The following is a 13862-nucleotide window of genomic DNA, read 5'->3' as shown; positions in this document are numbered from 1 at the left end:
GAGTTATTTTTAATTCCATAAGTGAATATAAAAATAAGTTTTAAATATTATTAATGAATAAGGCTCCTTGCTAGGATTCGCCTCACCGGACCACCGGACATTCAGCGACCCCTAACCCAGGAGCCCCTATGTCCGGCGCCGATATTCTTCATCGCAAGTGCGTGGACGGATTGTTCCGCGCCCACTACCACTGGCTCTGCACGCGACTGCGTCAGTCCCTGAACGATGCCGCCGCTGTCGAAGACATTGTCGGCGAAACCTTCGTGCAACTGCTCCAGGCCCCAAGCCTGACGGCAATCCGTGAACCCCGTGCCTTGCTCACCACCATCGCCCGGCGCCTGCTCTATCAGCGCTGGCGTCGAGGTGATCTGGAGCGCCAGTACCTTCAACAACTGCAACAGGCCGAGCCGGTCCACGCCGAATCGCCGGAGGCACTGGCTCAGTTGTCCCAGACCCTGACCCGTGTGGAGTGCAGTCTTCAGCGGCTGCCAGGCAAAGTCCGCTCGACCTTCCTGCTGTCGCGGATCGACGGCCTGACCTATCCGCAAATTGCCGCTGCGCTGGGCATCTCCCTGCGTTCAGTCAGCGACTACATGAGCCGCTCCCAGGCCCTGTGCGACCGGCACAGCGCCAACCAATCCCTGAACCGTCCCCTCCAGAACAAGAGGTCCGCATGAGATCGATCAAAACCCTGCTCGGCAGTTCGCTGCTGGCCCTGAGCCTGTTGTCCCACCCCGCATCGGCCACGGAAAAAACGGCACCTATCCACTTTGGCGACATCACTTGGGAAAGCGGCAGCCTCATCACCGAAATCCTGCGCCTGATCGTTGAAAAAGGTTACGGCTACCCGACCGACACGCTGCCGGGCAGCACCGTCAGCCTTGAAGCGGCGCTGGCGAAAAACGATATCCAGGTCATCGGTGAAGAGTGGGCAGGGCGCAGTCCCGCCTGGGTCAAGGCGGCGGCGGAGGGCAAGGTGTTTGGCCTCGGCGATACGGTCAAGGGCGCCACCGAAGGGTGGTGGGTGCCGGAGTACGTGATCAAGGGCGATCCCGAGCGCGGCATCAAGCCGTTGGCCCCGGAGTTGAAGTCCGTTGCTGACCTGGCGAAATACAAAGACGTATTCCGCGACCCTGAAGACCCGAGCCGCGGACGCTTCCTCAACAGCCCGACCGGCTGGACTTCGGAAATCGTCAACAGCCAGAAACTCAAGGCCTATGACCTGACCGCCAGCTACGTCAACTTCCGCACCGGTTCCGGTGCAGCTCTGGACGCAGAAGTAGCGTCGTCGATCCGCCGAGGCAAACCAGTGCTCTTCTACTACTGGTCGCCGACACCGCTGCTGGGGCGCTTCAAACTGGTGAAACTCGACGAGCCACCGTTCGACGCCGAAGCCTGGAAAACCCTGGCCGACGCCAACAACCCGAACCCCAAAGGCACGCGCTCGATGCCGGCCAGCCTGGCCATTGGCGTGTCGGCACCGTTCAAGGCGCAGTATCCGGATCTGGTGACGTTTTTCGAAAAGGTCGACCTGCCGATTGATCTGTTGAACCAGACCCTGGGCCAGATGAGTGAAAAACGGCAGAAACCCCGTGAAGTCGCCGAAGCGTTTTTGCGTGAGCAGCCGCAGGTGTGGAAGGGCTGGGTGCCGGGGGAGGTGGCCACCAGGGTGAGTACCAGCTTGTAGTGCTTTCTGACGTTTCTGCAGTGTTTGAGCTGCCGTCTTCGCGAGCAAGCCCGCTCCCACATTGGGTCTGTTGTGTCCACAAATCCCGTGGTCAACAAAGAACCCCTGTGGGAGCGGGCTTGCTCGCGAATGTTCTCAAGTCTTACGCCAATTTGCTGTCCTGTGCCGTTCTCATGCTCGACGGGCGGCAACCCCCAACAAGCAGCTGAATCGTTTTTGTCCTCAATGCTGGCCGACTAGTGGCCTTGCAAGCCCAAGGTTGCTGTCTATGATCAGCTGTAACTAACCATATCGGCCGTGATGGGGCGGTTGATGGCTTGGCGAAAGAGTGCGCAAACGAACGCACCAACACTTGGTGACAGGGAGTTGTCCGTTAAATGGAATTTGTTGTGAACCTGTTAGGGCTGGCCCGCATGCGGGCTATCAAGAGAAGGATGTCTTGATGAGCGTGTCGCTGTAAGGACCCTCCGATTGATCATCAATTATCACCTGACTAGTCCTTCTTTTTTGGAGGGATGCGTGTGCCTGTTCCGTGGAACGTAGTGGTGGATGTGAAAGACCTGCAACTTTCATCAATCAAAAACCGCGCTGAAGGTGATACAACCATGTTCAACCTACATCACAAGGCTGACCTGCTGGAAATCGAACGCTTCAGCTGTGCGCTGACTGAGGCCAATGCCAAGTTGGCGGCGATCAGTCGTTCGATGGCGATGATTGAGTTCACCCCGGATGGCACCGTCATCGATGCCAACGAAAACTTTTGCAATGCCATGGGCTACAGCGCCGACGAAGTGCGCGGCAAGCATCACCGGGTCTTTTGCGAGGAGCAGTATTACCGCAGCGACGAGTACACCAGGTTGTGGCGTGACCTGGCGCGGGGCGAGCCGCTGAGCGGGACCTTTTTGCGCTTGCACAAGAGTGGCCGGGAGATCTGGCTCGAAGCCAGCTACATGCCGGTGCTGGGCCCTGACCGGCAGGTGAAAAGTGTGATCAAGGTAGCCACCGACATCACCGCACGGATCAACAAGGAACACGAAAACGAAAGCAGGCTCGCCGCGATCGGTCGTTCAATGGCCGTGATCGAGTTCACGCCCGAAGGCAAGGTCATCAGCGCCAACGAGAACTTCCTGAAAACCATGCAGTACTCGCTCAATGAAGTGGTGGGGCAGCATCACAGCCTGTTCTGCCACCGTGCCGAATCCGAGTCCCAGGGTTACCGGAATTTCTGGGCTTCGCTTAACCGTGGCGAATATCACTCCCACCGTTTCGAACGCAGGAACAAGCAGGGTCAGACGGTATTCCTGGAGGCGTCCTACAACCCGTTGTTCGACGCCAAGGGGCGGTTGTACAAAGTGGTCAAGTTCGCCAGCGATATCACCCACCAGATGACCACCCTGCAAACCGCCGCAGAATCGGCCCACAGCACTTCAGTGCAAAACGACGTCTGCGCGCGCAAGGGTTCCGAGGTGGTGCAGCAGACGGTGCAGATCATCCAGGATATTTCCCGGGATTTGAACGAGGCGGCACTGAGCATCGACGCCGTGAGCAAACAGTCCGACATCATCGGCACCATCGTGCAGACCATTCGCGGCATTGCCGATCAGACCAACCTGCTGGCGCTCAACGCGGCAATCGAAGCGGCCCGCGCCGGTGAGCACGGGCGCGGGTTTGCGGTGGTGGCCGATGAAGTGCGCAGCCTCGCGGCGCGCACCAGTCAGGCGACGCTGGAGATTGTCGAGGTGGTGCGCAGGAACCACGATTTGTCGCTCAGCGCGGTGTCGAGCATGCAATCGAGCCTGAGTCGAACCGGGCTCGGCGTTGAATTGGCGAATGAGGCAGGGGAGGTGATTCTGGAAATCCAACAGGGTTCGCGGCATGTGGTGGATGCGATCAGTCAGTTCAATTCGACATTGCAATTGAACTAGTCGCGGCAAATGAAAAAGGGTCCCGGTAGAGGGACCCTTTTTTATTGTGTGTGGCGGCAACCTGTGGCCATTCAGGGTAAGCCGTTGCAGCAATGCTTCAGGAAACCGGGGTGTTGCGCCAGGCGTTTGAAATACTCATCGACGGCGGGGTAGTCGGATCGGTCGATCGGCGTCATCAGCCAGCGGTTGACCGACAAACCGATGACAACGTCGGCCAGGGTAAAGCGTGGCCCGGCGACATACGCCTTGGTGGTCGCGAGTTGATGCTCGAGGATGCCCATTTTCTGGTTCCAGCCGCGGATGCCGACTTCCAGGCGATGGGCGTCCTGGAACTCCGGGTCCTTGCGCACCAGCGCCATGAACGCATAGCTCCAGGACGGATTGAGCTCGGTGGCTTGCCAGTCCATCCACTGCTCAACCCGGGCGCGTGCCGCCGGTTCGACGGGCAGCAGATCGTGCTGGTGTTGGTGTTTGCCGGCCAGATAGCGGCAGATGGTATTGGATTCCCACAACACGCCGGCCTCATCGATGATCACCGGCACCTGTGCGTTGGGATTGAAGCGCAGGAACTCGGGGCTGTGGGTGGATGCAAAACCACTGCCCCAGTCCTCGCGTTCGTAGGTTATGCCCAGCTCCTCACAGGTCCACAGCACTTTTCGGACGTTGATGGACGAGGCTTTGCCGAGAATCTTCAATGTATGTTCCATTTGAGCTGCTCCATCGCGAAAGGCGTATATGCAATTGTAGGAGCTGCCGAAGGCTGCGATCTTTTGATCTTGATTTTTAGAGATCGCAGCCTTCGGCAGCTCCTACACTTGGCGAGACGGGAAACTATGTACTCTCGCGCACCTTCAACTCAAACCCCATGTCCTGCACCGGCCTGGCCACGGTGTTGCCGGCCATCAGCGTCAGCATCTGCTCCGCCGCGCGGCGGCCGATGGCTTCGCGTGGGGTGTTGATGCTGCTCAGGCGCGGAACCATGTGTTCGGACATGGGCAAGTCGTTGAAGCCGAGGATCGCCACTTGTTCCGGGATCTTGATCCCGCAGCGCATGGCTTCAAGCAGGGCGCCCTGGGCCAGGTCATCGTTGCCGAAGAAGATCGCATCGACATCCGGATGACTGGCCAGCAGTTGCAGGAACAACTCGCCACCGAGGCCGACGGAGGAGGAGCGGGGCGTCAGCACTTCCAGGTCCGGGTCATACAAACCGGCCTTTTGCAGGGCCTTGCGGAAACCTTCGCCGCGCAGCAAGGTACGCTGGTCCAGTTGCGCGCCGATGTAGGCCAGGCGTTTGCGGCCGCGGGACAGCAAGTGTTCGGCGGCCGTTTCGCCGGCGGCCAGTTGCGAAAAGCCAACGCAATTGAGCCCGGCGGCGCTGTCCAGTTCCATCATGTACACACACGGAATGTTGCTGGCTTCGATCATCCGCCGCGAACTTTCAGTGCGGTCGAAACCCGTCAGCAACAAGCCGCGGGGTTGATAGGCCATGTAGTTGCGCAGCAGGTTTTCTTCTTCATCGCGCGAATAATGGAAGTTGCCGATCAGCACTTCGAAGCCCTTGGGGCGCAAAACCCGATGAATGGCTTCCAGGGTGTCGATGAACAGCAAATTGGATAATGAAGGCACCAACACCACCACCGATTGGCTCTGGGCTGAGGCCAGGGCGCGGGCGGCAGGGTTGACCACATAGTTGAGTTCCAGCGCCGCTTTCTGCACCTTTTCCACCAGTTCGGTGGCCACGGTGCTGACGCCACGCAACGCGCGGGAGGCGGTGATCGGGCTGACGCCGGCCAGTCGGGCAACTTCGTTCAGGGTAGGGCGGCCAGTGGTGCGGGTATTTTTATCGTTCTTGGTTGTGTTCATCGACGGCTTGCCAAACAAAATTCAAGGCACTAAGGTAGCGCTGTCTCGATGCAGCTGCAAATGCGTGAGCAAGGGTTCGCCTGATCCTTGCTTTTTGGTGTCGGGACCTAACCTGCTGCAACCCATAAAATGACAAGAAAGGCGTCGGCAACTTCTGCTTTTGGTCTAGTGTCATAACTGGCAAAGGTAGCGCTGTCTGCGCGCTGAGGTGTTACATGAATCATCCCATCACCGCCCTGGTCATCATGGGCGTTGCCGGTTGCGGCAAGACGTGCGTCAGCGAGGCCCTGTGCCATTTGAGCGGCGCCACTGCCATTGAAGGCGACTCTTTTCACCCTGCCGCCAATATCGAAAAGATGAGCGCGGGTATTCCCCTGAACGATGAAGACCGTGCCGGCTGGCTCGACAGCCTGTGCGATGAACTGCGCCGTGTCGACGCCAAGGGCCAGCGCCCGGTGCTGACCTGTTCGGCGCTCAAGCATATCTATCGCGAACGTCTGCGCAGTGCCTTGCCGGGCCTGGGCTTCGTGTTCCTTGAGTTGACTCCCGAAGTCGCCGCCGACCGTGTCTCCCATCGGCCAGGCCACTTCATGCCGTCGACCCTGATCGACAGCCAGTTCGCCACCCTCGAATCGCCCGTCGGCGAGCCATTGACCCTGGCGCTGGATGCTTCGACCCATAACGTCGAGCAACTGGCGGCGCAGGCTCATGCTTGGTGGCAGGCGAACGGCCTGAAGCAGGCGGTATGACTGTGTTTGCAAAGACAGCGCTGTCCTCACGACTTCTGATCAACCCGCTTTAATAACAACAACAACCAGGAGACACCCCTAATGTTTGGCATGTCCCACGAGACGTTCCTGCTGCTCGATGCAGTGGTCACGGTGATCGGGCTTATCGTCCTGATCACCAAGTTCAAGTTGCACCCATTCCTCGCACTGATCATCGCCGCAGCCTTCCTCGGGCTGACCTCCGGCATGCCGATCGGCACGATCATCAAGGCGTTCCAGGACGGCTTCGGTGGCGTGCTTGGTTTTGTCGGCATCATCCTCGCGCTGGGCACGATGCTCGGCAAAATGATGGCCGAATCAGGCGGTGCGGATCAGATTGCGCAGACGTTGATCCGCGCCTTCGGCAAGGACAAGGTGCAGTGGGCGATGATGTTCGCCGCGTTCCTGGTCGGCATTCCGCTGTTCTTCGAAATCGGCTTCGTGTTGCTGATTCCGCTGGTGTTCATCGTGGCCCGCCGCACCGGCGTGTCGATCATCAAGATCGGTATCCCGCTGCTGGCTGGTCTGTCCGCGGTGCACGGCCTGGTGCCACCGCACCCGGGCCCGTTGCTGGCCATCGGCGTGTTCGGTGCCGACATCGGCAAGACCATTCTGTACGGCCTGATCGTTGCGCTGCCAACCGCCATCATTGCCGGCCCGATCTTCGGTACGTTCATTGCCAAGCACATTCCCGGTCATCCGAACCAGGAGCTGGTGGATCAACTGGCGCGCGAAACCGATTCGGCTGAACTGCCGAGCTTCGGCATCACGCTGGTGACCGTGCTGCTGCCGGTGTTCCTGATGCTGCTCAAGACGTTTGCCGACGTGGTGCTGCCCGATGGCAACATCTTCCGCGCTTTCATGGACCTGATCGGTCACCCGATTTCGGCATTGCTGCTGGCATTGCTGCTGTCGCTGTATACCTTCGGCTACAAGCAGGGCATCGGTTCCAGCCAAATGATGAAATGGCTGGATGCGAGCCTCGCGCCGACCGCCGCGATCATCCTGATCATCGGTGCCGGTGGCGGCTTCAAGCAGATGCTGGTGACCAGCGGCGTGGGTGACGTGATCGGCCACATGGCGGTGAACGCACAGATCTCGCCGATCCTGCTGGCCTGGCTGGTGGCGGCGGTGATCCGTATCGCCACCGGTTCGGCGACCGTGGCGACCATCACTGGCGCCGGCATCGTGGTGCCGGTGGTGGGGATGATCCCGGGTGTGAACCGTGAACTGCTGGTGCTGGCCACCGGTGCAGGCTCCCTGATCCTGTCCCACGTCAACGACGCCGGTTTCTGGCTGGTCAAGCAGTACTTCAACATGACCGTGGCCGAAACCTTCAAGACCTGGACCGCGATGGAAACCATCCTCTCCGTGGTTGGCCTGGGCTTTATCCTGTTGTTGTCGCTGTTCGTCTAAGCGAATCGACAGACACAAAAAAACCGCAGCGATGCGGTTTTTTTGTGGGTGACCTGTAGGAGCTGCCGAGTGTAACGAGGCTGCGATCTTTTGACTCTACACGGCAAGATCAAAAGATCGCAGCCTGCGGCAGCTCCTACAGGTCATCGTGTTACTTAGTGACTAGGCCATCCGCTCTGAACATCCCGCGAATCCCGCGTACGGCCTGGCGAATCCGGTCCTGGTTTTCGATCAGGGCGAAGCGCACGTGATCATCGCCATACTCGCCAAACCCGACGCCCGGCGAGACACACACCTTGGCTTCGGCCAGCAGTTTCTTGGCGAATTCCAGTGAGCCCAGGTGCGCATAAGCCTCGGGAATCTTGGCCCAGACGTACATCGAGGCTTTCGGGTTTTCCACCATCCAGCCCAGTTCATGCAGGCCCTTGACCAGCACGTTGCGCCGCTGCCGATACTGCTCGGCGATGTCGCGCACGCATTGCTGATCGCCTTCAAGCGCAGCGATGGCCGCCACTTGCAGCGGGGTGAAGGTGCCGTAGTCGTGGTAGCTCTTGATCCGCGCCAGGGCGTTGACCAGTTCCGGGTTGCCGACCATGAAGCCAATGCGCCAGCCGGCCATGTTGTAGCTCTTGGACAGGGTGAAAAACTCCACCGCAATGTCCTTGGCACCGGGTACCTGCATGATCGACGGGGCTTTCCAGCCGTCGTAGACGATGTCGGCGTAGGCCAGGTCGTGCACCACCAGTACGTCGTACTGCTTGGCGAGGGCGATCACCCGCTCGAAGAAGTCCAGCTCCACGCACTGGGCGGTAGGGTTGGACGGGAAGCCGAGGATCATCATCTTCGGCTTGGGGATCGAACCGCGAATGGCCCGCTCCAGTTCAGCGAAGAAATCCACGCCTGGCACCAGCGGCACCGACCGCACCTGGGCGCCGGCAATCACCGCACCGTAGATGTGAATCGGGTAGCTCGGGTTCGGCACCAGCACGGTGTCGCCCTGGTCGAGGGTGGCCAGCATCAGGTGCGCCAGGCCTTCCTTGGAACCGATGGTGACAATGGCTTCGCTTTCCGGGTCGATGTCGACCTCGTAACGGTCCTTGTACCAGTTGGAAATCGCCCGGCGCAGGCGCGGAATGCCCTTGGAGGTGGAGTAACCATGGGTGTCTTCGCGCTGGGCGACCTGCACAAGTTTTTCGACGATGTGCGGCGGCGTGGCGCCGTCGGGGTTGCCCATGCTCAAGTCGATGATGTCTTCGCCACGACGACGGGCGGCCATCTTCAGCTCGGCGGTGATGTTGAAAACGTAAGGGGGGAGTCGATCTATGCGCGCAAAGCGGCGCGGCGAACCTTGTTCGGCCATTGTTGCCTCGGATAACGTAAGCGCCCGGAACCGTCCGAGCGACGTAGGTCAGTGGTGACCTGTGGCGGAATGTACGGGCAGCTGTGGCAGACTGTCCAGCCTCTATGTAAACAAATTTGTCCGAAGGATAGGGTTGATGGAATTTACCAGCGGCTTCTTGCTGAGCCTTTCGCTGTGCCTGGATATCGGCGTGGCCAACATCGCAATGATCACCCTGGCCATGCAGCGCGGCTATTTCCAGGGCTTTGCCCTGGGGTTGGGGACCTGTGTCGGCGACCTGATCTACGCAGTACTGGCACTGGCCGGCATGACCGTGTTGCTGCAATACGAAACCGTGCGCTGGGTGTTGTGGATCGGTGGCTCGGCGCTGCTGGTGTACTTCGCGGCGAAGATGATCTATTCGGCGATTCACCACGAAGCGCTGCTGGCCGAGACGGCAGAGGTCGGGAACAACTCCCACCGCAAGGAATTTTTCCGCGGGATTTTTCTTGCCATGTCTTCGCCCAGCGCCATTCTCTGGTTCGCCGCGGTGGGCGGCACGCTGATCGCCCGCTCCGGTGGCGGTGGCCCGCTCAGCTCGGCACTGTTTCTCGGCGGTTTCCTCTGTGCCGGGCTGCTCTGGTCGGCCGGCTTGTGCTTTGCCGCGAGCCATGGCGGCAAGTTGCTGGGGGACAAGTTGCTGCGTTATTCCTACATGGCATCGGCAGCGATCTTCTGTTATTTCGCGGTCTACGTGATCCTATCGGGTTACAACGAGTTTGTTGGCGCCGCTGCCGTCGAGCAATTGCACGCACTGTAATTGGGCGAATCGGGTTTGGCTTCTATACTCCCAGCCGAACCCATTTTTATGCGTCAGGAGTCGAGCCATGGATGAGCAAACACGCGTCGAAGTGACGGAACCACGCTTTGAACACGGACACTTCCTGCTGATCGCAGGGCTTGGCGGACGGTTTACCCAAGAGACCACTAAAGACATTCCCGATCTCTGGGAAAAGCTCGAGCCCCACATTGGGAACATTCCGGGCCAAAAAGGCGAAGTGACCTACGGCGTCTGCTGCAATTTCGACGGCAAGGGCGGCTTCGATTACATCGCCGGAGTCGAGATCAGCAAGCTCGACGACTTGCCGGAAACCTACCGCTGGGTAGAAGTTCAGCCACAACAGTACGTGGTATTTGAACACAAGGGATCGCTGGACACCCTGCCGCAAACCTTCCAGTACATCCATGGCACTTGGCTGCCGCAGTCCGGCCACGAGCTATTGGCGGCCCCGGAGTTCGAGCGCTACAGCGAAGACTTCAACCCCAAGCTCAACACCGGCAAGCTGGAAATCTGGCTGCCGATCAAGGCATGACACCTGCACGAGAGGCGGATCGGCCGATTCGTCTCTCGATGTCCCACAGCGGCTGATTTATCATCCCCAGCCTTTCCCATGCTGATTCCGAGCTGCCATGAACACCGTCATCCGCAACGTCACTCCCGCCGATCTGGACCGCTGCTTTGCCATCGAAACCCTTGCCTATGAAGGTGACGAGGCCGCGACCCGCGAGAAGATCGCCACCCGCATCGCGACCTGGCCCGAGGGTTTTATCGTTGCGGAAGTGGACGGGGTAGTCGCCGGATTCATCAATTCCGGTGCGGCGTTCCAGGTGGAAATGTCGGACGAAGCGTTCAAGGAGCTGATCGGTCACGACCCGGCCGGACCGCACGTGGTGATCATGTCGGTGGTAGTGCGCCCGGATTATCAGGGGCGAGGCTTGGCCAAGCGACTGATGGGCGAGTTCATCGAGCGCATGCGTGGGATGGGCAAGGTCACCATCAACCTGATGTGCAAGGAGCGGCACATTCCGTTGTATGCCGGTTTCGGCTTTGCCTATATCAAGCCTTCGGCGTCCGACCATGGCGGCATGGCGTGGCATGAGATGGTGCTCGAACTCTGATCCGACGTAGATTCCCTGTGGGAGCGAGCTTGCTCGCGATGGGGGCGTAACATTCAACAGAGATGTCGACTGATCATCCGCTATCGCGAGCAAGCTCGCTCCCACAGTGGTTTTGTGGTGTTGGTGGGGGCCGTGTTCAAAACACCAACCCCATCCGCCGCTCATAGCCGATCCGGCCCTTGTACGCCTCGCCGCTGTCGACAAAGCCAAACCTGGCATACAGAGCGATGGCGGCTTCGTTATCGGCATCCACCGACAACTCCAGCCCCCTGATTTCCGGCCAGGCCAGGCGCGCAGCCTCGGGCAGCGCCTGCAGACAGGCCTTGCCATAGCCCTTGCCCTGGGCGCGTTGATCGACTTGCAGCGCATGCAGGGTGGCGCTGTGTTCATCGGCCCAGGCCGGCAACACCGGCGGGCGCTTGAGCAGCAGGAACGCGACGGGCACATCCTCGGCCAGCAGGGCGAACCCCTTGACGCCGGGTCCGGGCCTGGACAGCAGCGTGTGCAAGGCGCCGTGGATGTCACCCGAGAACTTGATTTGCTCCGGATGCACTTCGATGGCCTCGACCTGTTGGCGCTGCAGCGTGTTCAGGCTTTCATAAGGCACGAGTCGGGCTGTCACTGGCGTGTCCTGTTTCCAACTGAAAATGAGTCTCGGATTCTAGCGAGTCTGGCGTTATGGATTATTTTTATTTCTTCTGTCGATTCGCCGGATCGCCAGACGACTAAGGGTGTCTTCCAATAAAAACCACGGAGAACCACCATGAACTCGCAAACCCAGATCCAGAACCTGATCGAAACCTATCGTCAGGCCGTAATGGCCAAGGACGTGGATAAAGTCATGACCCTGTATGCCGACGACATCGTCTCCTTCGACGCGGTCAAGGCCCTGCAATTCAAGGGCAAGGAGGCATACCGCGCGCATTGGGAGGACTGCATGAAAATGTGCCCCGGCCCGCACATTTTCGAGTTCCAGGACATCCGTATCGAGGCGTCCCAGGAGATCGCCTTCGCCCATTGGCTGGCCCATTGCGGCGGCACCAACGACAAGGGCGAGACCCAGTCCTGCTGGATGCGCGGCAGTGCGTGCTATCGCCAGGAAGACGGGTTGTGGCAGATCGTCCATGAGCACTGGTCGGCGCCGTTCGACATGATGAGCGGCACCGTCCTGTTCGACCTGAAACCCTGATCGATGTTATTTGTCGGGGCGCCGCGCCAATTGGCCGATCCACGACCATAGTTGATCCGTTCGAGTCAGGAGACGTTCATGAAGTATTTATGCCTGGTCTACAGCGATGAGCGCCTGCTGCATTCGCTGCCGGAAAGCCCGAAGGACGAGGAGTGCATGGCCTATGCCGAGTCGATCCAGGGCAGCGGCCGGATGGTCGCCGCCGAGGCGCTGCAATCGGTGCAGACCGCCACCACCGTGCGCATGCGCAACGGCAAGATGTCGATCACCGATGGGCCATTCGCTGAAACCAAGGAGCAGTTGGCCGGTTTTTATCTGATCGATGCCAAGGACCTCAACGAAGCCATCCAGGTCGCCGGGAACATTCCGGCGGCCCGGGTCGGCAGTGTCGAAGTGCGCCCCGTTCGGCAGTTGAATCCTTAAGATGCCGGGGCTGCCGGTTCAGGCGCAGGTCGAGCGGGTCTATCGCGAAGACTCGCGGCGCATTCTTGCGACCCTGATTCGCTTGCTGGGGGATTTCGACCTCGCCGAAGAGGCCTTGCACGAGGCGTTTTTCATCGCGGTCGAACGTTGGCAGCGTGACGGCGTGCCGGACAATCCGCGGGCCTGGCTGGTGTCCACCGGGCGCTTCAAGGCCATTGATGCCTTGCGCCGGCGCGCGCGTTTTGCTGCGTCGCAGCCTTTGCTGATCGCGCAACTGGAGGCGCTGGAACAGGCCGACTGGAGTGATGAAGACGTGGAAGACGATCGCCTGCGGCTGATCTTCACTTGCTGCCACCCGGCCCTGGCGGCCGACGCACAAGTGCCACTGACGCTGCGGGAGGTCTGCGACCTGACCACGGAGGAAATCGCCCGGGCCTTTCTCTCGGCCCCGGCCACCATCGCCCAGCGCATCGTGCGCGCCAAGGCGAAGATCCGCGACGCGAAAATCCCTTATCAAGTGCCGACACTCGCTGAGCTGCCCGAGCGCCTGGACAGCGTATTGCGGGTGATTTACCTGGTGTTCAACGAAGGATACTCGGCGTCCATCGGGGCCGAACTGATCCGCGAGGATTTGACCCGCGAAGCGATCCGTCTCGGCCGGTTGCTGGTGGAGCTGCTGCCGGAGCCTGAGGTGATGGGCTTGCTGGCGTTGATGCTGCTGCACGAGTCGCGCCGCCCGGCCAGGACTTCGGTCAGCGGCGAGCTGATTGTGCTGGACGAACAGGACCGTTCGCTGTGGGACGCCGGGTTGATCAGTGAAGGCTGCACGCTGGTCGAACAGGCGCTGACCATGGGGCGATTCGGACCCTATTGCCTGCAAGCGGCGATCGCGGCGGTACACGCCGAAGCCCCGACGGCGGGGGAAACCGATTGGCCGCAGATTGTCGGTCTGTATGACGTCTTGCTGCGAGCGGTGCCGTCGCCGGTGATCGAGTTGAATCGTGCCGCGGCGATATCGCAACGCGATGGTCCACTGGCGGGGTTGACCTTGGTCGACGCCATCCTGGAGCGGGGAGAACTGCTCGACTACCACCTGGCGCATTCGGCGCGGGCGCAGTTCTGTCGGCAACTGGGCCGCAAGCAAGAGGCGCGGGCGGCGTGGGAACGTGCGCTGGCGTTGACCCGGCAAGAGCCTGAGCGGCGGTTTATCGAAGAGCGGCTCAAGGCACTGGATTGATGTGTCCTTGCTGGCCTCTTCGCGAGCAAGCCCGCTCCCACAGGGGCAAGTGGTGCA

15 protein-coding genes and 1 pseudogene are annotated in these 13862 nt (G+C 60.1%); 12 read left to right on the top strand and 4 right to left on the bottom strand.

Features of this window, described 5'->3' with window-relative positions; genetic code table 11:
* Positions 1-128: 128 nt before the first annotated feature.
* The 4 genes and pseudogenes from ASD95_RS16500 to ASD95_RS30345 all read left to right on the top strand — a co-directional run bounded on the left by ASD95_RS16500 (position 129) and on the right by ASD95_RS30345 (position 3612).
* Positions 129-677 (top strand): sigma-70 family RNA polymerase sigma factor, encoded by a 549-nt coding sequence (locus tag ASD95_RS16500; RefSeq protein WP_056725926.1) that lies wholly within the window; start codon positions 129-131, stop codon positions 675-677.
* A complete protein-coding gene (locus ASD95_RS16495) occupies positions 674-1687 on the top strand; it encodes an ABC transporter substrate-binding protein (RefSeq protein WP_056725924.1) in 1014 nt (337 codons plus the stop codon). Before ASD95_RS16500 ends, ASD95_RS16495 begins: the two co-directional genes overlap by 4 nt.
* A 515-nt stretch (positions 1688-2202) precedes the next feature.
* Positions 2203-3063 (top strand): annotated as a pseudogene (locus ASD95_RS30350) (PAS domain-containing protein); the annotation flags it as partial.
* A 9-nt stretch (positions 3064-3072) separates the two neighbouring features.
* Positions 3073-3612 carry a methyl-accepting chemotaxis protein gene (locus tag ASD95_RS30345; RefSeq protein ID WP_442965744.1) on the top strand — a complete coding sequence of 180 codons (540 nt, stop codon included), beginning with the start codon at positions 3073-3075 and terminating at the stop codon, positions 3610-3612.
* A 71-nt stretch (positions 3613-3683) separates the two neighbouring features.
* Here ASD95_RS30345 and ASD95_RS16485 read toward each other — a convergent pair whose 3' ends face one another.
* Positions 3684-4319, bottom strand: a complete 636-nt coding sequence (locus tag ASD95_RS16485; RefSeq protein WP_056725922.1) for a glutathione S-transferase family protein — start codon at positions 4317-4319, stop codon at positions 3684-3686.
* A gap of 124 nt (positions 4320-4443) precedes the next feature.
* Positions 4444-5475: a LacI family DNA-binding transcriptional regulator gene (locus ASD95_RS16480; protein ID WP_056725920.1), complete on the bottom strand. Its 1032-nt coding sequence runs from the start codon at positions 5473-5475 to the stop codon at positions 4444-4446.
* A gap of 215 nt (positions 5476-5690) precedes the next feature.
* Between ASD95_RS16480 and ASD95_RS16475 the strand changes: the two genes are divergently transcribed.
* Together ASD95_RS16475 and ASD95_RS16470 are read left to right on the top strand one after the other, a co-directional pair.
* Positions 5691-6224 (top strand): gluconokinase, encoded by a 534-nt coding sequence (locus tag ASD95_RS16475; protein ID WP_056725918.1) that lies wholly within the window; start codon positions 5691-5693, stop codon positions 6222-6224.
* 81 nt (positions 6225-6305) lie between these two features.
* Entirely contained in the window at positions 6306-7658 is a 1353-nt protein-coding gene (locus ASD95_RS16470) for a GntP family permease (RefSeq protein ID WP_007974485.1), read from the top strand.
* 151 nt (positions 7659-7809) lie between these two features.
* Here the strand turns inward: ASD95_RS16470 and alaC are convergent, their stop codons facing one another.
* Entirely contained in the window at positions 7810-9018 is a 1209-nt protein-coding gene (alaC, locus tag ASD95_RS16465) for an alanine transaminase (protein WP_056725916.1), read from the bottom strand.
* A gap of 136 nt (positions 9019-9154) precedes the next feature.
* Here alaC and ASD95_RS16460 point away from each other — a divergent pair, with 136 nt between their 5' ends.
* The 3 genes from ASD95_RS16460 to ASD95_RS16450 all read left to right on the top strand — a co-directional run bounded on the left by ASD95_RS16460 (position 9155) and on the right by ASD95_RS16450 (position 10956).
* Positions 9155-9817, top strand: coding sequence for a LysE family translocator (locus tag ASD95_RS16460; RefSeq protein WP_056725914.1), 663 nt, complete (start codon positions 9155-9157; stop codon positions 9815-9817).
* A 67-nt stretch (positions 9818-9884) separates the two neighbouring features.
* The gene (locus ASD95_RS16455; protein ID WP_056725912.1) at positions 9885-10370 is read left to right on the top strand and encodes a GyrI-like domain-containing protein; all 486 of its coding nucleotides are present in this window, start codon (positions 9885-9887) and stop codon (positions 10368-10370) included.
* A gap of 97 nt (positions 10371-10467) precedes the next feature.
* The gene (locus ASD95_RS16450) at positions 10468-10956 is read left to right on the top strand and encodes a GNAT family N-acetyltransferase (protein WP_056725911.1); all 489 of its coding nucleotides are present in this window, start codon (positions 10468-10470) and stop codon (positions 10954-10956) included.
* Positions 10957-11092: 136 nt separating this feature from the next.
* Here ASD95_RS16450 and ASD95_RS16445 read toward each other — a convergent pair whose 3' ends face one another.
* Positions 11093-11578 (bottom strand): GNAT family N-acetyltransferase, encoded by a 486-nt coding sequence (locus ASD95_RS16445; protein WP_056725909.1) that lies wholly within the window; start codon positions 11576-11578, stop codon positions 11093-11095.
* Between the two features lie 141 nt (positions 11579-11719).
* On the opposite strand from ASD95_RS16445, the gene ASD95_RS16440 reads away from it, so the two are divergent.
* The 3 genes from ASD95_RS16440 to ASD95_RS16430 all read left to right on the top strand — a co-directional run bounded on the left by ASD95_RS16440 (position 11720) and on the right by ASD95_RS16430 (position 13805).
* On the top strand, positions 11720-12145 hold the full coding sequence (locus ASD95_RS16440; protein ID WP_056725906.1) for a YybH family protein: 426 nt from the start codon (positions 11720-11722) through the stop codon (positions 12143-12145).
* A 78-nt stretch (positions 12146-12223) separates the two neighbouring features.
* Positions 12224-12568, top strand: coding sequence for a YciI family protein (locus tag ASD95_RS16435; protein WP_056725904.1), 345 nt, complete (start codon positions 12224-12226; stop codon positions 12566-12568).
* A gap of 1 nt (position 12569) precedes the next feature.
* On the top strand, positions 12570-13805 hold the full coding sequence (locus ASD95_RS16430) for an RNA polymerase sigma factor (RefSeq protein ID WP_056725902.1): 1236 nt from the start codon (positions 12570-12572) through the stop codon (positions 13803-13805).
* The last annotated feature ends 57 nt before the right edge of the window (positions 13806-13862 follow it).

Source organism: Pseudomonas sp. Root71 (assembly GCF_001429045.1).
Lineage (GTDB): Bacteria > Pseudomonadota > Gammaproteobacteria > Pseudomonadales > Pseudomonadaceae > Aquipseudomonas > Aquipseudomonas monachiensis.
The sequence above is the reverse complement of the archived record's forward strand: the minus strand, read 5'-3'. Positions and strand labels throughout refer to the sequence as shown.